A 19905-nucleotide genomic window follows, 5' to 3' on the forward strand; every position below is an offset into this window, starting at 1 on the left:
GTCCCTTTCTAACGCCTACGGCATAGAAAGGGACCCCTGCTAACAGCTCAGCTAGACGAACGTGCCCGGCTCGCTGGGTGCGGAGACCACGCCGGGCTCCTCACCCTCGCCCTCCGGGCGGACGATCTCCGCACTCACCTTGTGCGGCCGCAGTTCGCCGCTGGCGATCTGCTCGGCGAAGTGACACGCGACCCGACTGCCACCGATCTCCCGCAGCACCGGCCGCTCGTCGGCGCACCGCGTCGGCTGCGCCCACGGGCAACGGGTGTGGAAGCGGCAGCCCGACGGCGGGTTGGCCGGCGAGGGCAGGTCACCGGAGAGCAGGATCCGCTCCCGGCGGTCCTCCACGTCCGGGTCCGGCACCGGCACCGCCGACATCAACGCCCGGGTGTACGGGTGCAGCGGCTCGGTGTAGAGCCGGTCACTCGGCGCCTCCTCGACCAGACCGCCGAGGTACATCACGCCGACGGTGTCGGAGATGTGCCGCACCACCGCCAGGTCGTGCGCGATCACCAGATAGGTGAGGCCGAGGCTGTCCTGCAACTCGTCGAGCAGGTTGATCACCTGCGCCTGGATCGACACGTCCAGGGCGGAGACCGGCTCGTCGGCGACGATCAGCTCCGGCCCGAGCACCAGCGCGCGGGCGATCCCGATGCGCTGCCGCTGGCCGCCGGAGAACTCGTGCGGATAGCGGGACAACGCCCAACGGGGCAGACCCACCTTGTCCAGCGTCTCACCGATGATCTTCCGACGGCCGTCGCGGTCGCCACCGATGCCGTGCGTCTGCAGGCCCTCGGTGAGGATGGACTCGACGTTCTGCCTCGGGTCGAGGCTGGACATCGGGTCCTGGAAGATCATCTGCATCCGCCGCCGCATGGTCCGCAGCTTGCCCGGCGCCAGCGTGGTCAACTCGACCCCGTCGAAGCGCACCTCGCCCGCCGTGGGCGGGTTGAGCTGGAGCAGCGCACGACCGAGCGTGGACTTGCCGCAGCCCGACTCGCCGACCAGGCCGTACGTCTGTCCGCGCGAGATGCTCAGGTCGACGCCGTCGACCGCCTTGACGTGGCCGACCGTCCGGTCGAACAGCACCCCCCGCTTGATCGGGAAGTGCACCTTGAGATCCCGTACCTCGACGAGGACATCGCTCTCGGTCATGACTTCTCCTCCTCGCGCGGCGCGGGCACCTGGCCGGTACCCGACGCCTCGACGGGCGCGGCCGACTCAGCAGCCGGCGGTGCCTCAGCGACCGGTGCGGATGGTGCAGCCTCGGCGGACGGCGCAGCCGGCGAGGGGTCCGACACCGGGGCCGGGTTGACGCAACGGTAACTGCGGCCGGCGTGGGTGAGCACCAGCTCCGGCGGCTGGCCGACGCAGGCGTCCACCCGGCGGGTGCAGCGCGGCGCGAAGGCGCAGCCCTCCGGCCAGGGCAGCAGGTCGCGCACCGAGCCGGGGATCGGGGTGAGCCGCTCGCCGCGCCCGGCGTCCAGGCGCGGTACCGAGCCGAGCAGCCCCACCGTGTACGGGTGTCGGGGCTCGCGGAACAGTGGACGCCGCCGGGCGGTCTCCACCACCCGGCCGCCGTAGAGCACGTTGATCGTGTCGCACATGCCGGCGACCACGCCCAGATCGTGCGTGATCATCACCAGCGCGGTGCCGGAGTCCCGGACCAGGTCCTTGAGGAGTTCCAGGATCTGCGCCTGGATGGTGACGTCCAGCGCCGTGGTCGGCTCGTCGGCGATCAGCAGCCGGGGCTGGCAGGCCACCGCCATCGCGATCAGGGCGCGCTGCCGCATCCCGCCGGAGAGCTGGTGCGGGTACTCCTTGAGCCGCCGCGTCGGGTCGGGGATGCCGACCCGGTCCAGCAGTGCGGCGGCCTCCTTCGCCGCGGCGGCGCCCTTCATTCCCCGGTGCCGGGTCAGCACCTCGGTGACCTGGAGTCCGATCGGTACGACCGGGTTCAGGGACGACAGCGGGTCCTGGAAGATCATCGCGATGTCGCGGCCCCGGATGTCCCGCCGGGACCGGTCGTCGAGCTGGAGCAGGTCCGTGCCGTCGAACACCGCCTTGCCGCCGACCCGCAGACCGGGCTGCTTGGGCAGCAGACCCATGATGGCGAGCGAGGTCACCGACTTGCCGCAGCCGGACTCACCGACGAGGCCGACCACCTGACCGGCGTCGACCGAAAAGGACACCCCGTCGACGGCGTGCACGGCGCGCTGACCGCGCCGGGCGAAGGTGACGGAGAGGTCGTTCACTTCGAGTAGTGCCATTACGAACCCTCCTACTTCCGCAGCTTCGGATCGAGGGCCTCGCGCATCGCCTCACCGAGCAGGGTGAATCCCAGGGCGGTGATGATGATGGCGACCGCCGGATAGATGGCCAGCTCCGGGCGTACTCCGAGGTACTGCTGCGCGTCGGCCAGCATGACGCCCCACTCGGGGGTGGCCGAGTTGGGGTTGCCGAGCCCGAGGAAGGAGAGCGCGGCGGCCTCGATGATCGCGGTGGCCAGGGTCAGCGTCGCCTGGACGATGACCGGGGCGAGCGAGTTGGGGAGTACGTGGGTCAGCGCGATCTTCGACTTGCGTACGCCGAGCGAGGTGGCGGCGAGGACGTAGTCGCTGTTCGACTGCACGATCATCGAGCCGCGCAGCAGCCGGGCGAAGACCGGCACCGAGACCATGCCGACCGCGATCATCACGGTGGTCAGGCTCCGGCCGAGCAGGGCGGCGATGCTGACCGCGAGCAGCAGGCTGGGCAGCGCCAGCAGCATGTCGATGAACCGCATCAGGATGCTGTCGATCCAGCGTCCCCAGCGGCCGCCCAGGCCGGCGGCGGCACCCGCGACGCCACCGATCAGCGCGCCGACGGCCAGACCGATCAGGGTGGCCACCACGCCGACCAGCAGGGTCTGCCGGGCGCCCACCACCATCCGGCTGAACACGTCCCGACCCTGGTGGTCGTAGCCGAACCAGTGCTCGCTGGACGGGCCGGGGATGACGCCCGGCCGGATCACGCCTTCGCGGATGCCCATCGTGTCCGTCGGGCCGTACGGCACCAGGAACGGGCCGATCAGCGCCACCAGCACGAAGATGGCCAGGATGACGGCACCGATGATTGCCGCCGGGTTGCGCCGCAGCCGCCGGAAGGCGTCCTGCCACAGGCTGACGCCCCGCTCCTCCTCGCGCGCGGCGAGTTCGGCGAGCCGGTCGATCTTCTCGCGCTTCTTGCCACTGATGATCGTCATCGGACCCTCACCCTCGGGTCGATCAGGCTGTACGAGAGGTCCACGATCAGGTTCACCAGCACGTACACCACCGCAATGATCATGATGAAGCCCATCAGGACCGGATAGTCGCGCTGGTTGATGGCCTCGGCGAGGAAGGCGCCGATCCCGCTGAACGCGAAGACGGTCTCGGTGAGCACCGCGCCGGAGAGCAGACCGCCGGTGAGCAGACCGATCGAGGTCACCACCGGGAGCATCGCGTTGCGCAGGACGTGCCGGCGGCGTACGACGTTCTCGGTCAGGCCCTTGGCCTCGGCGGTGCGGACGAAGTCCTCGTTGAGCACCTCCAGCACGCTGGCCCGGGTGATCCGGACGATGATCGCCAGCGGGATGCTGGCCAGTGCGAGCCCGGGCAGGACCAGATGCCACAGCGCGTCGGCGGCGGCGTCCCACTCCCGGGTCATCAGCCCGTCCAGCACGAAGAAGTTGGTGATCCGGGTGGCGCCGATCGTCGGGTCCTGCCGGCCGCTGGAGGGGAACCAGCCGAGGTTCTCCGAGAAGATCGCCTTCAGCACGTACGCCAGGAAGAAGACCGGGATGCAGATGCCGATCAGCGACCCGCCGACGGAGGCGTGGTCGAGGAAACGGCCGCGTCGGCGGGCGGCCAGATAGCCGAGCGGGATACCGATGCCGATCGCGATCACCATCGCGGTGACGGTCAGCTCGACGGTGCCGGGGAAGCGCTGGAGGAACTCCGTGGTGACCTCGCGCTTGGTGGAGATCGACGTGCCCAGATCCAGGCGGACCATCCGCCGCACGAACCGGCCGTACTGGATCAGGATCGGCTCGTCGAGGCCGAGATTGCGGCGGATCGCGGCGCGCATCTCGGGCGTGCCCCGCTCGCCGAGGATGGCGGTCTCGGGGCCGCCGGGCAACCGCCGGAGCCAGATGAACAACAGGATGGAGAGCCCGAACAGCGTGGGTATCAGCTGCAGGAGGCGTCTGACGATGAACCGGAACACGGCGGCCTCGAAGGGTGTGCTGAGGGTAGCGGGCGGGCGCTGTGGTACAGCGCCCGCCCGCGTTCTGTTTGCGTCAGATCAGGACTTGAACTCGGCGGTGGAGAACCGCTCGTCGGTGAGCGGGCTCGCCTTGACCCCGGTCACGTCCTTGCCGAACACGATGGCCGGCGGTGCGTGCGAGATCGGCACACCGGGCAGGAAGTTCATGATGTCGGCGTTGATCTCCTTGTAGAGAGCCACCTTGGCCGCCTGGTCCGCGGTGGTGTCCGCCTGCTTGAACTTCTCGAACAGCGCGGGGTTGTTGAAGCCCCACTCGTCCTTCTGCCGGTCGAAGAACGTACCGATGAAGTTGTAACCGTCGCCGTAGTCACCGGTCCAGCCGAGGAAGTGCAGGTCGTGCGCGGAGCCGGAGGTGGTGGCGTTGAGGTAGTCCGGGCTCCACTTCAGCGGGATCGGCTCGATCTTGATGCCGGCCGCCTGGAGGTCCGCCGAGACCAGCTCGAACAGGTCCTTCGGGTTCGGCATGTAGGGCCGGGTGACCTCGGTCGGGTAGTGGAACCGCAGGGTCAGGTCCGACGCGCCGGCCTCGGCCAGCAGCGACTTGGCCTTCTCGACGTCGTAGTCGTACTTGGTGACGTCGCCGTTCCAGCCCTCGACGGTCTCGGGGAAGAAGTTCACCGCGACCTGGGCGCCCGGGGGCAGCTTCGAGTCGACCAGCGCCTGACGGTTGATCGCGTGCGCCAGCGCCTGCCGGACCTTGATGTCGGCCAGCTTCGGGTTCCCCTTCTGGTTGATCGCCAGGTAGAGGATGTTGAAGGCCGGGCGGGTCAGGACGTTGAAGCCCTCGCCCTTGAGCGGCTCGACGTCGGCCGGTCCGACCAGGTCGTAGCCCTGGATGTCACCGGAACGCAGCGCCTGCTTGCGCGCGTTCTCGTCCGAGATGGTGCGGAAGATCAGGCTCTTGAGCTTGGCCTTGTCGCCCCAGTAGTCCTCGTTGCGCTCCAGGGTCAGCGTCTTGTTCGGGACGTCCCAGGACTTGAACTTGAACGGACCGGTACCGGTCGGGTGCTCGGTCGCGTACGCCGGGTACTTGATGTCGTCCGCGCTGCCCGTGACGTTGCTGGCGTCGTGCTCCTGCAGCGCCTTGGGGCTGTGGATCGAGAACGACGGCAGCATCAGGGCGGCCGGGATCTTGCTGGAGACCCGGGTGAAGGCCAGGCTGACCGTGGTCGCGTCGGTGGCGGTGCAGGACTTGAAGAGGCTCTCCGGGAGAGTGTCGTCCTCGTTGGCGGCGAAGCCACCCATGATGTCCTGCCAGTACGCCGTCACGTCCGGGCTCTGCATGAGGCCCTTGGCGTTGTACCAGCGGTCGAAGTTCGTGCAGACGGCCTCGGCGTTGAAGTCGGTGCCGTCGTGGAACTTCACGCCGGAGCGCAGCTTGAAGGTCCAGGTCGTACCCGCCGCGTCGGGCTCCCAGGACTCGGCGAGGCCGGGGCTGACCTTGGTGCCGCCCTCCTCGGGACGGACCAGCGTCTCGAAGACCTGACGCGCCACACGCAGCGACTCACCGTCGCTGGCGAAGCTGGGGTCGAGCACCTTCGGGTCTCCGGCGACGCCGAAGACGAGGGTCTCGTTGCTACTACCGCTGGAACCTTCGCGATCGCTTTCGGCACAGCCTGCTACCGCGAGGGCCGCGGCCGCCACGGCCGCGATAGCGACCTTCGGCCTGGATGCACGCATGGGTGCTTCACCTCGTCCTTGGGGGTACGGACAACGTGGTGACAGGGTCACCGATCGCGGTGACCATAGCTCCCACTTCGACCGCCGGGAAACGGCGCGCGAAGCTCTTGGTACCGGATCGTGTCCTTAGTGACCGGCCACCAGGAGGCACGCTCACAGGCCATGGGACAAAAAGGGCCGAAAGCCGCGAATAATCGATATCAATCTGTTACGTGTTTCGGACAGCCGTCGACGGCGGTGTCACACCCACCGGCCCTCGATCAGACCGCTCGGCGGCCCTCGAAAGCACGGCCCAGGGTGATCTCGTCGGCGTACTCCAGGTCGCCGCCGACCGGCAGGCCACTGGCCAGCCTGGTCACCGAGATCCCCATCGGCTTGACCATGAGGGCGAGGTACGTCGCGGTCGCCTCGCCCTCGGTGTTCGGGTCGGTGGCGAGGATCAACTCCCGCACCTCGCCGTCGCTCAGCCGGACCAACAGTTCCCGGATGCGCAGGTTGTCCGGCCCGATGCCCTCCAGCGGATTGATCGCCCCGCCGAGCACGTGGTACCGCCCCCGGAACTCACCGGTCCGCTCGATCGCGACGACGTCCTTCGGCTCCTCGACCACGCAGATCACCTCGTTGCCGCGGCGCGGATCGCGGCAGATCCGGCACTGCTCGGACTCGGCGACGTTGTAGCAGGTGGTGCAGAAGCGCACCAGGTCCTTGACCTTGCGCAGCGCACCGGCCAGCCGGTTCACGTCGGCCGGATCCGCCGACAGGACGTGGAAGGCGATCCGCTGGGCGCTCTTCGGGCCCACGCCCGGCAGACGCCCCAGCTCGTCGATCAGATCCTGGATGGCACCCTCGTACATCGGGTGGCTCAGAACCCGGGCAGGCCGAGGCCGCCCATCCCACCCGCGACCGGGCCCATCTTCTGGTCGGTCAGTTCCCGGACCGCCGCAGTGGCGTTGTGCAGCGCCGCGAGGACCAGATCCTCCAGGGTCTCCACGTCCTCCGGGTCGACCGCCTTCGGGTCGATCTTGATGCTCTTGATCTCACCGGCACCGGACACGGTCGCGGTGACCAGACCACCACCGGCGGTGCCGGTCACCTCGGCCTCGGCCAACTCGGCCTGCGCCTGGGCGATCTGCTGCTGCATCTTCTGCGCCTGCTTCAGCATCTGCTGCATGTTCGGCTGTCCACCAGGCCGCACGATCGCTCCCTTGACTCGTCTACAAGACCACGCCCACCCTAACCATGCCCACCGACCACACTCCGGCGGCCACACCCCGCCCACCGGGCACGGTCCGTGGGTCAGCGGGTCGGCACCTCGTCGATCTTCTCGGCGCCGAACGCCTCCCGCAGCAGACGTACCGCCTGCTCCTCACCCGACTCCCGGGCGGTCTTCTCGTCGATGACCTCGTCCCCCGGTTCGTCGCCCGGGTCGAAACCCTCGTAGGCCGGCGCCGTCGCCGCTGGGCCGCCGCCGGCACGCCCGCCGCCGCGCCCCGGACCGTCGAAGTCCGGGTCGTACGGGGGCTCACCGGCGAACTCGGCGTCCGCAGTCCGCCGGCCCGCCGCAGCGGTACGGGTACCCGCCGCACCGGTACGCGGACCCCGCCCGGCCGCCGCCGCCCGGGCCGCCGCGATCGCGCTGCTGACCGGTGCGCCACCGGAACCGCCGCTTCCGTTGCCGTTGCCCGCCGGAGTCTGCCGGGGCGGGGCCGCCGTGCCGGACCGGCCTGCCGCAGCGTCCACGGCGTGACCGCCCGACGCCGGGGCGGACCGGCCGTTCGCGACCGTGACCTGCGCTGCCGAGGCAGCCCCGGTCGACGCGGACGCGCCGCCGGGTCGGGCCGCCTCCGGCCAGTCCTCGTCCGCTCCACCCGACTCGGCGGGCGGCGTGACGCCACCGGGACGCGCCGGCTCCGGCCAACCCTCGTCGTCGTTCTCGTCCGACGCAGCCGACGGACCGCCACCGGCCCGTCCCTGCGGTCGCCCGGCAACACCGGGCGCACCCGCACCACCCTCGCCACCGGAACGGGCAGAACCGGGCGCGCCCGCGTGGGCCGCACCACCGGAGCGTGCGCTACCAGTCGCGCCACCGGGGCCCCCACCGGCCGTGCCCCCGGCGCGGCCCGAGTCAGCAGCACCGGGCCCGGCGTTCGCACCACCACCAGTGCCCGCGTCGGCGCCGCCGGGTCGACCGGCCGCTGCCGCCCCGGCGGGACCCGCAGCAGCGACGCCTCCGGGAGCGCGGCCAGCGGAGCCCGGGTGGGCCGTGCCGTCGGACGCACCGCTGTCGACCGGAGTCCCCCCACCGGCGGGACGACCCGGCGTCTCGGCGGCGGGGCGGCTCGGAGCCTCGGCGGCGGACGTCGGACGGGCGGGAGCCGGCCCGCCGGCGGCGCGCGGGTTGCCGGGCGACATACCGCCCCGCTCGCCGGCCACCTCGCACCGGATCTGCCAGCGCCCGCCCAACTCCTCGTAGAGCGCGTCGGTGAGTACCCGGGCGTGGTCGGTCATCATCTTGGCCAGCACGGTCGACTTCACGGTCACCACGAGCGTGTCACCGTCGAGGTCCCGCACCACCGCGTCCCGCATCAGCGCGGCGATCCGCTTGTTGCTCCGGTTGACCTTGCCGACCACCTCGGGCCAGACCCGGCGCACGGCCACCGCGTCCAGTTCGCCGGGAGCCGCCGCACCGGGGCGGGGCGGTTCCGGGGTGGCCGGGTCGGGCATGACGGCCGACGGCGGCACCTGACGGCGCGGTGCGACCGCCTCGGCATGAGCCGCATCGCCGCCGGAGCCACCTCCGCCCGTGTGGGCGGTGTCGTCGGAGTCGTACGTGACAGCGGCACTCCCCGTCGGGGCGGGACCGGTCGAGGCGGGGGCGGCAGCCGGCGTGCCGGTCCCGGTCCGGTGCGCGGCGGCAGCCGCGGGCGCGGCGGGAGGCGCGGAGCGTACGGCGGCGGGCTCGGTCGCGGATGCGGAGCCGACGGCGGCCGACGGCGCGTCCGTGCCGGCGAGCGTGAGCCGACGTTCCATCCGTTCCAGGCGCTGGAGCAGGCCGCCGGTGGAATCGTCGACGCCGGGCAGCAGCATCCGGGCGCAGATCAGCTCCAGCAGCAGCCGGGGCGCGGTGGTGCCGCGCATCTCCACCAGGCCCTCGTGCACGATGTCGGCGCACCGGGACAGCGTGCCCGGCCCGAGCTGTTGGGCCTGGGCCGCCATCCGCTCGATCTGGTCGTCCGGCCCGTCGATGAGCCCCTTGGTGGCGGCGTCCGGCACCTGCTGGAGGACGATCAGGTCACGCAGGCGTTCCAGCAGGTCCGAGGCGAACCGGCGCGGGTCGTGCCCGGCCTCGGCCACCCGGTCGACGGTCGCGTACGCCGCCGCGCCGTCTCCGGCCGCCAGCGCGTCGCACATCTCGTCGATCAACGCCGCGTCGGTGACGCCGAGCAACGCGGCGGCCCGTGCATAGCTGACCCCGTCCGGGCCGGCACCGGCGATGAGCTGGTCGAGCACCGAGAGGCTGTCCCGGGCGCTACCGCCACCGGCGCGGACGACCAGCGGGAACACCGCCGGCTCGACCTGTACGCCCTCGGCCTCGGTGAGTTGCTCCAGATACGGCCGGAGGGTCTTCGGCGGGATCAGTCGGAACGGGTAGTGGTGGGTCCGCGACTTGATCGTGCCGAGGACCTTCTCCGGCTCGGTGGTGGCGAAGATGAACTTGACGTACTCCGGGGGCTCCTCGACCAGCTTGAGCAGGGCGTTGAAGCCGGCCGACGAGACCATGTGCGCCTCGTCGATGACATAGATCTTGAAGCGGCTGTTGGCCGGCGCGAAGAACGCCTTCTCCCGCAGCTCACGGGCATCGTCCACACCACCGTGGCTGGCCGCGTCGATCTCGATGACGTCGAGCGAGCCGGCCCCGTCGCCGCTCAGCGAGCGACACGAGTCACAGGTGCCGCAGGGCTCCGGGGTCGGACCGTGCTCGCAGTTGAGCGACCGGGCCAGGATGCGGGCGCTGGAGGTCTTGCCGCAGCCACGCGGCCCGGAGAAGAGGTACGCGTGATTGAGCCGGCCACTGCGCAGCGCCTGCGACAGCGGCTCGGTGACGTGCTCCTGCCCGATGACCTCGGCGAAGGTGCGCGGCCGGTACTTGCGGTAGAGCGCCAGTGCCACGGCGTCCCGCCTCCTCTCGACCGCGCCATTCTCGCCCCGCGCACACCCCACTGACCACCCACCCCGCTGAACGGGATGCTCCGGAGTGCAGCGCCGAGTGCAAGGAAGGGCACCTTGTTAACGCCTCCGGTAGAGGAAGGGCCCCTTGTTAACACCGACAGCACAGCGCCCCACCACGCTGGGTGGAGGGGAGCGCACGGTGCCGGAGACAGAAAGGCCTCCCGTGCACCCGGCAGAGCTCGCTTATCCTTGCTGCCTTCCGGCCCTGGGGAGGTTCACGAGATACCGCCGCACGGGAGGTAGCACCAGCCTACCCGACCCGTGGTCGATCTTCAGGGGGTGGTGGGGTAGGCGGGTCGGCAGGGACCTGTACTCTGTTCGACGGAGGATTCGCCTAGAGGCCTAGGGCGCACGCTTGGAAAGCGTGTTGGGTTTACACCCTCACGAGTTCGAATCTCGTATCCTCCGCTCGCTTGAGCAGCACGAACGACAGGGCCGGCCCCACGGGGACCGGCCCTGATTCGTCGCGCGATGCCTGCTAGGGCTACTCGCCCTCCTCCGGTTGCCGGCTTTCGCACCAACCAGCAGCGTCGTGCAGTGTGGCCGAGCGGCGTCGGACCGGCGAGCAGCTGCGGATGCTCATGCAGGCGGAAGACCGGTGGTGAGACCGGCGGGTGGTACTTCGTGCCTGGTCATACTCATGGAGCGCTTCACGCGCCTTCCACCACGCAGCGAGCGATGTCGAACTCCCGCGCCGCCCGTAGCCGCTCCATGAGGAGGGCTGACGGGCCATAGGACGGGTTGACTCGGCGACCGATGATGACCGCTGCCACGGCTACCGCCCCGGCTGCCTTGAGGGTGAAAGCCAGCGATTGGACCCGACTGCCCGTCGTCCATGTGTCATCGAGAAGCAGAACTCTGCCGCCGGAGGCGCCGCTCTGCGGCAACTGGAAACGGTCGTGACGGAAATTCCGGTCGTCACCACGGTAGGCAGGGTTCGAGACTGGGCGGAGAACAGGGAGAGGGAGACGTCTCGCCACGATGGTCTCGAGCGGGTGGACGCCCGGTCGACCCCGCGTGGAGGGAACCGTGACGACGTGGGTGAAACGACCACCAAGCACGTCCGCGAAGCAATCCCAGTGATACGCGAGGTAGAGGACCGTCAGCGAGGAGAGGTTTCCCATCGCGACCACCGACGGCTGAGCAGACTTGTAGACGATGAGATTGTGATCATGTTGCTCCCTCGCCACCGAATAGGCGATCGGGGCGACGACGTCTGCCTGAATACCGCCGGATGCAGAACGGTGCTGGCCGCACTGGTAGCACAGCTCGAATCCGATCCCCGCAGTGCTGCGGCAGACGACACAGATGCCATCACCCGGCGGCAATGGGCTACGCAGGTAGTTGCGCTGTCGCTCGACCACCTGCATCTCGTCATGCTGGGCGGTCGCCCATTGTCTATAGGTCGACAAGACGCGGTAGACCTTCAAGTGCCTGAGGGGAATGGGGTATCTGGTGCACGATGAGGTCGACCGTAGCAACGAGCTCGTTAGCTGTCGATACGACATGCACACCTGGCCGGTCGGCGTACTCACGCGCCCAGTCGTGTTGCAGGAGCGAGTCGGTCAGGACCACTGGTCGGCCGTGCTGCAGCGCGAGGCGAGCCTGCATCCGAGCTCCGCTGCGGTATGCCGCTTCCACCACGACCGTCGCCGCCGCGTAGCCACTCATGACGGCATTGCGCATCGGGAAGGTGTGCTTGGCAGGTGGTGCGTCTGGCCAAAATTGACTGAGCACCAGGCCGTCTTCGATGATCTGATCCTGCAGCTGCCGGTTTGCTGCGGGGTAGGATCTATTGACCCCAGTGCCGATAACCGCCACTGTGCGACCACCTGCACGCAGGGCCGCGGTGTGCGCCGCCGTGTCGATTCCGGCAGCTAGACCGGAGACAACGGTGATACCCGACTCCGCCAGAGCAGCGGCACAGGTCTCGGCGATACCCACACCGCGCTCCGTGGGCCTACGGGTTCCGACCACAGCCACCGCCCGCCGGTCTTCGGCGAGCGTGCCCCGCGTGAACACAATCGGAGGCATCTGGTGGATGTCACGCAGACGTGCGGGATAGGCGTCATCAAAGAACGAGTAGACCCCGATGCCCTCCGCTGCCCAGGCTTGCATTTCGGCCCGAGCAGCGCCCAGCGCATCCCGCACCGGGTCATCGCCGAAGAGAGTCTCTCCCGCACCGATCTGGCGGCGCAGAACAGCAAGTGCACTACCTTCGGCGAGCACCTCCGCAGCCACCTCAGTCCAGCGGGCACCAGGCTGGCGCAGCAGCGCGACGAGGGCCGCCACCTGCACCTGATGGCCTTCTGGCATGGCACCGATCCTAGAAGTGCTGTGCACCGGTGGCAGCGACACGGGGCTCATTGCCGCTCCTTCCCTCGACTTACCGACGACCCGAATCCTCGTACAGCCGTACGACTGTTCCGCCCGGTCACGGTAGCGCCATTGTCCAGGCTCACGCCCCAGGAGCGCATCTGGCCGCACCGGCGACAGCGCCACCGACCAAAGCAGCACCGCTCCGGCGAGCAGCCGACGACGGCAGCCGGAAATCGCCGTTACCGCGATACTGTCCGGATGGAGCCGAGCGCTGCCCGACGACGGCGAGCACGCCCGACCACCGTCGTACACATGTTCTATCCACAGGCTGTGGACATTCGGTGAGCTACCAGCTCAGTGCGATCGTCGCGGACGCCGACCTGCTGCGCGAGGAGACCCGGGACCTGGATCACGCGGTGCTCGGCGGGTTGCGGCAGGACTTCGCCCTGCTGCCGGTGACGCCGCAGTTGGTGGCGGAGTTGACCGGCACCCCGCCCGACTATGCGGCCGACGAGCCGAGCGCGGCGGAACCGTTCGCGCTGGTGCTCTCCCCCGCGCTGGTCGAGGTGCTCAACCGCTGGTCGCGGCGGGGGCCGGTGGCGTACGTCGAGGCGGAGTTCGCCGGAGGGATCGGGCACCAGGCGGCGGCGGTCTGGTTGGGCGGCGCCCTGTCCTGGGGTCCGCGCTTCGACGCGGCCTTCGACGGGCCGCGTCCGGATTGGCCGATCAACGCCGCGTTGATCGAGCTGGGTGCGGAGCCGGGCCGCTGGCTCGACCCCTTCGCCGAGCTGGGACTGCACGTGGAGCGGAGTACCGAGGGCTGGCTCACGCACGGCCGGCGCGGGCTGAGCGCCGACTACTGGGACGAATTGGCCGACGAATGGGAGGCGCGGCAATAACCTCTTCGCTCCCGTCACGTTGGGGACTGGGGGATTCCATGAAATTGCGACAATTCGGCTTCATCGCCACACTGCTGCTTGCTGCCGCGATCTCGGGCAGCGGACCCATGCCACCGGACACCATCGCCGTCCGTGAGCCGGTCGCCGCGGCCAGCGTCGTCGACCTCGACGGTCTGTCCGATGTCGACTTCGGTGACACGGAGGACGATCTGGCCCGGCGCGGCATGCTCCGCACCGACGTCGACGCCTGCGGTCCGACGCTGGCCGGACACGAGATGATCAGCCCGGTCTTCATCGACGACCGGCTGGTCCTGCTCTGGGCCGGCGACCCGGTCCGCACCCCGGAAGGGATCGCGGCCGGGTCACCGATCACGCAGGTCAGGGCCAGTTATCCGGAGGTACGCGCGCTGCACGCACCGCCGGGAACGCACCGCTTCGACGGCCTGTTCGCCCGCGACGGCGACCGCGCGTACCTGTTCCTGCACGACGGCGACACCGTCCGAAAGATCATCGCCGGGTACGCGGACTGGGCCCACCGCCTCTTCGTCGAGGGCCACGGCCCCTGCTGACGACGAGATCCCGGTACGAATCTGCCCTCCGAGGGGCGTGTCCGCACCAGGATCTCGTCGCGGTCAGGTCAGTAGTTCAGGCCGCCGGTCTGCGCGGCGGCGAGCCGCCGGCCGTACCACAGTGGCCAGACGACGTCCGTGCGCAGGCTCAGGCCACTCCACGACGTCGCCTGCGGGACGAGCCCGCCGGAGCCCCCGTGGAACGCCGCGACCGACCCGGAGGAGAGGCCGGCCGGGTCACCGGTGACCGCCTCGCCGGGCGACGCCACCAGCGCGTCCAGCGGACCGGTGCCGTTCAGGCTGAGCAGGGCGACCGCACCACCGAACCGGTCGCCGCGCTCCGCGCCGCCCGGCACGACCGCGTGATCCTGGTCGAAGCCCTGGGCACCCGTACCGGTCAGCCCCGAGGCAGAGCCCTTCAGCAGCGCGATCGTGCCCGCCTCGGCCCTTCGTACCGATCGCCTCGCCGGGTGCGCCGACCAGCACGTCGGCCCGGCCGTCACCGGTCACGTCACCGACCGCCAGCGTCGCGCCGAACAGGTCACCGGCCTCCGGATCGCCCGGCACACCGGCCGTACGCTGGCTGAACAGCTTCACCGCGCTGCTCGACAGACCGCCGCTGCGACCGGTGAAGACCGCGACCATGCCCTCGTTGCCCTTCGGGCTCTGCGCGTGCGGGGCACCGGCCACGACCTCGCCCAACCCGTCGCCGTTGACGTCGCCGACGGCCAGCGCCATGCCGAGATCCCACACGTAGCTGTCGCTGCGTCCGGTGGCACCGCGCAGCGCCGCCCCGGTGACCGAGGTGGCTCCGCTGAGCTTCACACCGCTCGCCGAACCCCACATCAGCGTCAGCATCCCGCTGCCCGTCGACGAGGAGTTGCTGTTCTCCTGCGGCGCACCGATGACCAGGTCGGCGTACCTGTTGTTGTCGACCTTGCCGATGGCCAGCGTCCAGCCGAAGTGATCGCCCTTCTCGGCCGAGCCGGGCACCGCGGCCTGGTCCTGGTGCAACTGCTGCGCACCGGTGGCGGTCAGGCCACCGGTGCCGCCGTACAGGACGGTGACCGCACCGGCCTCACCCAGACTGCCGATCGCCTCCCCGTACGCGCCGATCGCCAGATCGTCCCGGCCGTCACCGTTGATGTCGCCCGCCGCCAACGCCGACCCGAACCGGTCCTCCCGCTCCGAGGCGCCGGGCACCCCCGGGCTGCTCTGCGTGAAGTACTTCGCCGAGTCGATCCGCAGGCCGCTGCTGCTGCCCGGGATCACCCACACCCCACCGGCGTGCACCTTCACCGTCGTGTCGTACGCGTCGTGCTCCCCGGCCGCCAGGTCGTCGTACCCGTCACCGTCGAAGTCCCCGGTGGCGAGAATCTCCCCGAAGCAGACGCAGCCACCCCCGACCGGTGAGACCGCCGTGGCCAGATAGTCCACGTACGGCGTCGACGAGTAGCGCACCACCACCAGGCCACCGGGTGACTGCGGCAGGCTGTGCTCGTAGGGATCGGCGGAGGCCGCGACGTCGTCGACGCCGTCACCGTCGAAATCCGACCGGGTCGCTCCGCTCCCCTTGACCGGCGTGACCGACACCGGCACCCGATCGACCTGGAGGACGACTCCCTCCCGGGTCACCGTCCGATAATCGCCCGCCGCGTGGGCGGGTACTCCCACCGCCATGCCGGCGGCAACCGCCAGCACAGTGACTCCCGCGACTCTTCGCCGCATCGATACCCCGTTTCTCGATGTTCGTACGTGCTGACGCGGAGGCCGCCTCACCGACCGGCGACACACTCCGCGTAGTTGATGATCTCGGTGCGGCTGGTGTTCAGTGCACGTCCGCTCCACGGACCCGACTGCGGGACGAGCCCACCGGGAGCCCCGTGGAAGCGGGAGACCGTGCCGGACCCGTCGGCCGCTCACACATCCTAGGGACCCGGAGATCGATGGCCATGCCCGGTCAGCCAGACATCGCACTCCGGACGGGCGGAACCGCTCAGGCGGGGGCGGCGTGCGGGGCGGCAACGGGAAACGCCCGGTCGATCCTCGCGGATCGACCGGGCGTTTTCGCTGTTCACGAGCGGTGGCGGCGGGATTTGAACCCGCGGAGGGCGTAAACCCTCACACGCTTTCGAGGCGTGCTCCTTAGGCCACTCGGACACGCCACCGCCGACGAGGGTACAGGACTGCCGGTTCCGACGCCGAACCGGTCCCGGACAGGTGGGCCTGGCAGGATCTCTGCCATGAGTACGCACATCGGCGCGAAGCCGGGCGAGATCGCCGAGCGGGTCCTGATGCCGGGTGACCCCCTGCGGGCCAAGTGGATCGCGGAGACCTACCTCGAGGGCGCGACCTGCTACTCGACGGTCCGGGGGATGTTGGGCTTCACCGGGCGTTGGAACGGTGTCGAGGTTTCCGTGCAGGGCTCGGGGATGGGCATGCCGTCCGCCTCGATCTATGCGCACGAGCTGGTCAACGAGTACGGCGTGAGGTCGCTGATCCGGGTCGGTTCGTGCGGCGCCCTCACCGAGGATCTGAAGCTGCGTGACGTGATCGCGGCGATCGGGTCGTCGACGGACTCGAACATGAACCGGATGCGGTTCGACGGGCTGATCGACTACGCCCCGGTCGCCGACTTCGGGCTGCTGCGTACCTCGGTGGAGGTGGCCGAGCGGCGCGGCGTCGCGATGCGGGTGGGGCCGATCCTGGCGGCGGACGCCTTCTACACGGACCGGCCGGACCTCTACGACAGCCTGGCCGAGTACGGCGTGCTGGCGGTGGAGATGGAGTCGGCCGCGCTCTACACGATCGCGGCGCGCTTCAAGGCGCGGGCGTTGACCCTGTTGACGGTCAGCGACCACATCAAGACCGGTGAGAAGACCACCTCGCAGGAGCGGGAGCAGACGTTCAGCCAGATGGTCGAGATCGCGCTGGACACCATCATCGCCTGAGCACCACACCGCCGCACCGGCACGGCCTCTGCGGTAGCCGCATCGACCGTCCCGTCACCGCCTCGCGGTGGCGGGACGTGGCGCGTCAGGACCGGTGACGATGGTCACCGCCTAAATAAATACGACCGGTCGTTCTTCTTTAGTAGGGTCGCCGTATGACCGTCGACGGCCGGCTCGCCCGGGGTGAGCGCACCCGCACCGCAGTGCTGGACGCCGCCGTCAGCCTGGCCTCCGCCAACGGGCTCGACGGCCTCTCCCTCGGGCACCTCGCCGACTCCCTCGGCGTGAGCAAGTCCGGCCTCTTCGCGCACTGGCGCTCCAAGGAGGCGCTGCAACTCGCCACCATCGACCGGGCGGCAGCGCAGTGGCAGGAACGGATCGTCGCGCCGGCCCTGCGCGCACCCCGGGGCGTACGCCGCATCCGGGCGCTGCACGAGGCACGGATCGACTTCTACGCCGCGCAGGTGCTGCCCGGTGGCTGTTTCTTCGCCACCACCGAGTTCGAGTTCAACGCCCGCCCCGGGCCGGTCCGGGATCGCCTCGCCGAGGTCTTCGCCGACTGGACGGCGTTCCTGGAACGGCTCGTCCGGGACGCCGTCGAGCGGGGCGAACTCCCCGCCGACCTGGACGTCGCGCTGCTCGCGTACGAGATCGACGCGTACGGGATCGCGGCGGCGATGCGTTCCCGGCTGCTCGACCCGGAGACCACCTACCGACACGCCCGTCGGGGCGTACTGACCCGTCTGCGGGCACTCTGCCCCGATCCCACCCTGCTACCGGAAGGCCCCTGATGACCCACGCCCTCGCCGACCAGCCCGCCGTCGCGTACGGCCACGTCGGGCCGGCCATGGTGCACTTCGACGACCTCGACGCGCTCGGTCTGCTGCACAACGCCCGGTACGCGCTGCTGCTGGAGCGTGCGATCACCGCGTACTGGTCGGATCAGGGGGTGGCCTACCGCGCCGGACGGGCCACCACGCCGGACGTGTTCCACGCGGTCCGCGAGTTCAGCATCACCTATCGCGCGCCGGTCACCGGCACCGGCCCGATCGCCGTGCACTTCTGGCTGGAGCACTTCGGCACCAGCAGCGCCGTGTACGCCTACCGGTTCCACTCCCTCGACGACACCACCACGTACGCGGAGGGGCGGCGGGCGATCGTCCGGCTCGACCCGGCGACCATGCGCCCGACACCGTGGACGGACGTGGCCCGGTCGGTCGCCGACACGCTGCTCCGCCCGACGGCGACCTGACCGACGGCCACCACCGCTGACGCCGACGCGGACGCGACGGCGTCAGCGGAAGAAGGCCGCGACACCGACAGGGGCGGGAGACGCGACGGCGTCAGCGGAAGAAGGCGCGCAGGACGGCGGCGTTCTCCGCCTCCAGCACGCCGCCGTACACCTCGGGTCGGTGGTTGAGTCGGCGGTCCCGCAGCACGTCCCAGAGCGAACCGGCGGCCCCGGTCTTCGGCTCCCACGCGCCGAACACCACGGTCGAGACCCGGGCCAGCACCAGGGCGCCCGCGCACATGGTGCAGGGTTCCAGGGTCACCACCAGCGTGCAGCCGTCCAGCCGCCACCGGCCCCACCGCTGGGCGGCCCGGCGCAGCGCCAGCACCTCGGCGTGCGCGGTCGGATCGCCGGTCAGCTCCCGCTCGTTGCGGCCCACCGCCAACTCGGCGCCGTCCGGGCCGTAGAGCACCGCGCCCACCGGCACGTCGTCGACGGAGCCGGCCAGGGCCGAGTCGACGTCGGTGGGGAGGGGCGCGCCGCCGGCAGAACCGGTCACCGCGATCTCCAGCGCCCGGCGCATCCAGAGTTCGTGCCGCTGTCGCCGGCCGGTGCCGGTCGGGTCGGCGAGTGCCTCGTGTGCTCCCGGCCCCACCCGGCCGACCACGCCGGGGGTGGGTTGGCCGGGCCGGACCGTCTCCAGTGCCGGATCGGTCGCGTCAGCCGGTCCACCACCGCCGGACCGGACCGGCGCACCCTCGACCGGCTCAGACCTCACGCAGCTCCTCGACGTCGTCCACGCAGCCGAGCACCTGGCACACCTCGGCGGTGACGTCGGCCGGCATCATCCCCTCGTGGGCGCAGAGCGCCAGCAGGCGCTGCGCGGGGATGCCCAGGTCGGTGAGGAGGTCCGCCTCGCCGACCGGGTCCGCCTCCGGGTCGACGGCGGGTTGCTCGTTGTCGTCGCCACCGCTGGTGGCCGCCGGGCGCACCTCCTCGGTGTCGTCCAGCCCGGTGACCGACGTCTTGAGGTCGCCGACCAGCAGGGCACCCAGCCGGGACTCCTCCGCGTACGCCGAGTCGGAACCGAAGACGCGCAGGTCCTCACCCTCGTCGAGGCGGAGGATGACCAGATAGGTGTCGTCCGCCTCGACGAACAGCAGCGACAGGTCCGCGTCGGGGGCGAGGTCACGGAGGCGCTCGGCCACCTCGTCGACGTCGGCGGCACCCCGCAGACTCAGCTCGGCGGCAGTCCAGCCACCCTTTTCCCGCACGACGGCCGCAGCGAAGTACGACACGGTTCCCCCAAGTAGCCTCGGCACAGCACACGCCGACCCGTTACGCGTGCACGTTAGCCGGTCGGGTCGGCAGGCGACCGGTCAACGCCCCGAAGGGCCGGTCATTCCTGGGGAAAGTGACAGACGCCGGTCAGCCGGTCAGGCGACGGCGGGTGGCGATCAGCTGGCGGAGCCGCTCGGTGCGTGCCCGCTGTGGCCGCTCGCGTTCGCGCACCGAGCGGGCGTCCGCCAGCTGCGCCAGGAGCTGCATGCGGCGACGGCTGCGATCCGGATCGAGCCGCGGAGTGGTCCAGGCCATACCGCGAGCGTGCCGAGTCGCGGCGGCCGAGTCAAGACGGGTTTCGGTGCCTGCACAACAACGCAGCGCAGTCACCGCCGGTGGGGGCCGCTCGTCGTCGGGCCGGGCCCTGACGGGTACGCCGT

Annotated in this window: 20 protein-coding genes, 2 tRNA genes and 1 other RNA gene; 6 read left to right on the top strand and 17 right to left on the bottom strand. The window is 70.4% G+C overall.

Going from position 1 to position 19905, the window contains the following annotated elements:
* Positions 1 to 51: 51 nt before the first annotated feature.
* The 9 genes from ACFYTT_RS26420 to ffs all read right to left on the bottom strand — a co-directional run bounded on the left by ACFYTT_RS26420 (position 52) and on the right by ffs (position 10457).
* Positions 52 to 1155 carry an ABC transporter ATP-binding protein gene (locus tag ACFYTT_RS26420; protein WP_176095471.1) on the bottom strand — a complete coding sequence of 368 codons (1104 nt, stop codon included), beginning with the start codon at positions 1153 to 1155 and terminating at the stop codon, positions 52 to 54.
* Complete coding sequence (locus tag ACFYTT_RS26425; RefSeq protein ID WP_387263094.1) at positions 1152 to 2270, bottom strand: ABC transporter ATP-binding protein; 1119 nt, start codon at positions 2268 to 2270, stop codon at positions 1152 to 1154. Before ACFYTT_RS26425 ends, ACFYTT_RS26420 begins: the two co-directional genes overlap by 4 nt.
* A gap of 11 nt (positions 2271 to 2281) precedes the next feature.
* Positions 2282 to 3244 (bottom strand): ABC transporter permease, encoded by a 963-nt coding sequence (locus ACFYTT_RS26430; RefSeq protein WP_387263097.1) that lies wholly within the window; start codon positions 3242 to 3244, stop codon positions 2282 to 2284.
* A complete protein-coding gene (locus ACFYTT_RS26435) occupies positions 3241 to 4245 on the bottom strand; it encodes an ABC transporter permease (RefSeq protein WP_117227296.1) in 1005 nt (334 codons plus the stop codon). Before ACFYTT_RS26435 ends, ACFYTT_RS26430 begins: the two co-directional genes overlap by 4 nt.
* A 78-nt stretch (positions 4246 to 4323) precedes the next feature.
* Positions 4324 to 5985 (bottom strand): ABC transporter substrate-binding protein, encoded by a 1662-nt coding sequence (locus tag ACFYTT_RS26440; RefSeq protein WP_131053468.1) that lies wholly within the window; start codon positions 5983 to 5985, stop codon positions 4324 to 4326.
* A gap of 260 nt (positions 5986 to 6245) precedes the next feature.
* The gene (recR, locus tag ACFYTT_RS26445) at positions 6246 to 6839 is read right to left on the bottom strand and encodes a recombination mediator RecR (RefSeq protein ID WP_131053469.1); all 594 of its coding nucleotides are present in this window, start codon (positions 6837 to 6839) and stop codon (positions 6246 to 6248) included.
* Between the two features lie 8 nt (positions 6840 to 6847).
* Entirely contained in the window at positions 6848 to 7156 is a 309-nt protein-coding gene (locus tag ACFYTT_RS26450) for a YbaB/EbfC family nucleoid-associated protein (RefSeq protein WP_236145756.1), read from the bottom strand.
* A gap of 125 nt (positions 7157 to 7281) precedes the next feature.
* A complete protein-coding gene (locus ACFYTT_RS26455) occupies positions 7282 to 10155 on the bottom strand; it encodes a DNA polymerase III subunit gamma and tau (protein WP_387263101.1) in 2874 nt (957 codons plus the stop codon).
* A gap of 212 nt (positions 10156 to 10367) precedes the next feature.
* Positions 10368 to 10457: signal recognition particle sRNA small type (gene ffs, locus ACFYTT_RS26460), an RNA gene on the bottom strand.
* Between the two features lie 81 nt (positions 10458 to 10538).
* On the opposite strand from ffs, the gene ACFYTT_RS26465 reads away from it, so the two are divergent.
* A tRNA-Ser gene (locus ACFYTT_RS26465) sits at positions 10539 to 10623 on the top strand.
* 242 nt (positions 10624 to 10865) lie between these two features.
* Here the strand turns inward: ACFYTT_RS26465 and ACFYTT_RS26470 are convergent.
* On the bottom strand, positions 10866 to 11585 hold the full coding sequence (locus ACFYTT_RS26470) for a hypothetical protein (RefSeq protein WP_387263104.1): 720 nt from the start codon (positions 11583 to 11585) through the stop codon (positions 10866 to 10868).
* Between the two features lie 28 nt (positions 11586 to 11613).
* Complete coding sequence (locus ACFYTT_RS26475; RefSeq protein WP_387263106.1) at positions 11614 to 12582, bottom strand: DNA-processing protein DprA; 969 nt, start codon at positions 12580 to 12582, stop codon at positions 11614 to 11616.
* A 293-nt stretch (positions 12583 to 12875) separates the two neighbouring features.
* On the opposite strand from ACFYTT_RS26475, the gene ACFYTT_RS26480 reads away from it, so the two are divergent.
* Together ACFYTT_RS26480 and ACFYTT_RS26485 are read left to right on the top strand one after the other, a co-directional pair.
* Complete coding sequence (locus ACFYTT_RS26480) at positions 12876 to 13433, top strand: hypothetical protein (protein WP_387263109.1); 558 nt, start codon at positions 12876 to 12878, stop codon at positions 13431 to 13433.
* Between the two features lie 74 nt (positions 13434 to 13507).
* Positions 13508 to 14002 (top strand): hypothetical protein, encoded by a 495-nt coding sequence (locus tag ACFYTT_RS26485; RefSeq protein ID WP_176096051.1) that lies wholly within the window; start codon positions 13508 to 13510, stop codon positions 14000 to 14002.
* Positions 14003 to 14070: 68 nt separating this feature from the next.
* Here the strand turns inward: ACFYTT_RS26485 and ACFYTT_RS26490 are convergent, their stop codons facing one another.
* From ACFYTT_RS26490 to ACFYTT_RS26500, 3 genes are all read right to left on the bottom strand, one after another.
* A complete protein-coding gene (locus ACFYTT_RS26490) occupies positions 14071 to 14271 on the bottom strand; it encodes a hypothetical protein (RefSeq protein WP_387263112.1) in 201 nt (66 codons plus the stop codon).
* Positions 14240 to 15637: a hypothetical protein gene (locus tag ACFYTT_RS26495; RefSeq protein WP_387263115.1), complete on the bottom strand. Its 1398-nt coding sequence runs from the start codon at positions 15635 to 15637 to the stop codon at positions 14240 to 14242. The genes ACFYTT_RS26490 and ACFYTT_RS26495 overlap by 32 nt, the downstream gene beginning before the upstream one ends.
* Before the next feature lie 446 nt (positions 15638 to 16083).
* Positions 16084 to 16170 (bottom strand) — tRNA-Ser (locus ACFYTT_RS26500).
* Positions 16171 to 16245: 75 nt separating this feature from the next.
* On the opposite strand from ACFYTT_RS26500, the gene deoD reads away from it, so the two are divergent.
* The 3 genes from deoD (at position 16246) to ACFYTT_RS26515 (ending at position 18205) form a co-directional block, all read left to right on the top strand.
* The gene (deoD, locus tag ACFYTT_RS26505) at positions 16246 to 16953 is read left to right on the top strand and encodes a purine-nucleoside phosphorylase (RefSeq protein WP_131053991.1); all 708 of its coding nucleotides are present in this window, start codon (positions 16246 to 16248) and stop codon (positions 16951 to 16953) included.
* Positions 16954 to 17108: 155 nt separating this feature from the next.
* Positions 17109 to 17744 carry a TetR/AcrR family transcriptional regulator gene (locus tag ACFYTT_RS26510; RefSeq protein WP_176095485.1) on the top strand — a complete coding sequence of 212 codons (636 nt, stop codon included), beginning with the start codon at positions 17109 to 17111 and terminating at the stop codon, positions 17742 to 17744.
* The gene (locus ACFYTT_RS26515) at positions 17744 to 18205 is read left to right on the top strand and encodes a thioesterase family protein (protein ID WP_131053993.1); all 462 of its coding nucleotides are present in this window, start codon (positions 17744 to 17746) and stop codon (positions 18203 to 18205) included. The genes ACFYTT_RS26510 and ACFYTT_RS26515 overlap by 1 nt, the downstream gene beginning before the upstream one ends.
* Positions 18206 to 18296: 91 nt before the next feature.
* On the opposite strand, the gene ACFYTT_RS26520 is transcribed toward ACFYTT_RS26515, so the two are convergent.
* From ACFYTT_RS26520 to ACFYTT_RS26530, 3 genes are all read right to left on the bottom strand, one after another.
* The gene (locus tag ACFYTT_RS26520; protein ID WP_387263173.1) at positions 18297 to 18851 is read right to left on the bottom strand and encodes a nucleoside deaminase; all 555 of its coding nucleotides are present in this window, start codon (positions 18849 to 18851) and stop codon (positions 18297 to 18299) included.
* A 100-nt stretch (positions 18852 to 18951) separates the two neighbouring features.
* Entirely contained in the window at positions 18952 to 19482 is a 531-nt protein-coding gene (locus ACFYTT_RS26525) for a tRNA adenosine deaminase-associated protein (protein WP_387263118.1), read from the bottom strand.
* Positions 19483 to 19612: 130 nt separating this feature from the next.
* Entirely contained in the window at positions 19613 to 19780 is a 168-nt protein-coding gene (locus ACFYTT_RS26530; RefSeq protein ID WP_162854368.1) for a hypothetical protein, read from the bottom strand.
* Between the last annotated feature and the right edge of the window lie 125 nt (positions 19781 to 19905).

This window comes from Micromonospora sp. NPDC003816 (assembly GCF_042874705.1).
In the GTDB taxonomy this organism is placed as follows: Bacteria; Actinomycetota; Actinomycetes; order Mycobacteriales; family Micromonosporaceae; genus Micromonospora.

Bases quoted from the DNA above. Each gene is read 5' to 3' on its own strand.
- ACFYTT_RS26470 (WP_387263104.1), bottom strand. From the start codon at position 11,585: ATGCAGGTGGTCGAGCGACAGCGCAACTACCTGCGTAGCCCATTGCCG.
- ACFYTT_RS26430 (WP_387263097.1), bottom strand. From the start codon at position 3,244: ATGACGATCATCAGTGGCAAGAAGCGCGAGAAGATCGACCGGCTCGCC.
- ACFYTT_RS26420 (WP_176095471.1), bottom strand. From the start codon at position 1,155: ATGACCGAGAGCGATGTCCTCGTCGAGGTACGGGATCTCAAGGTGCAC.
- deoD (WP_131053991.1), top strand. From the start codon at position 16,246: ATGAGTACGCACATCGGCGCGAAGCCGGGCGAGATCGCCGAGCGGGTC.
- ACFYTT_RS26475 (WP_387263106.1), bottom strand. From the start codon at position 12,582: ATGAGCCCCGTGTCGCTGCCACCGGTGCACAGCACTTCTAGGATCGGT.
- ACFYTT_RS26515 (WP_131053993.1), top strand. From the start codon at position 17,744: ATGACCCACGCCCTCGCCGACCAGCCCGCCGTCGCGTACGGCCACGTC.
- ACFYTT_RS26450 (WP_236145756.1), bottom strand. From the start codon at position 7,156: ATGCAGCAGATGCTGAAGCAGGCGCAGAAGATGCAGCAGCAGATCGCC.
- recR (WP_131053469.1), bottom strand. From the start codon at position 6,839: ATGTACGAGGGTGCCATCCAGGATCTGATCGACGAGCTGGGGCGTCTG.
- ACFYTT_RS26530 (WP_162854368.1), bottom strand. From the start codon at position 19,780: ATGGCCTGGACCACTCCGCGGCTCGATCCGGATCGCAGCCGTCGCCGC.
- ACFYTT_RS26510 (WP_176095485.1), top strand. From the start codon at position 17,109: ATGACCGTCGACGGCCGGCTCGCCCGGGGTGAGCGCACCCGCACCGCA.
- ACFYTT_RS26440 (WP_131053468.1), bottom strand. From the start codon at position 5,985: ATGCGTGCATCCAGGCCGAAGGTCGCTATCGCGGCCGTGGCGGCCGCG.
- ACFYTT_RS26425 (WP_387263094.1), bottom strand. From the start codon at position 2,270: ATGGCACTACTCGAAGTGAACGACCTCTCCGTCACCTTCGCCCGGCGC.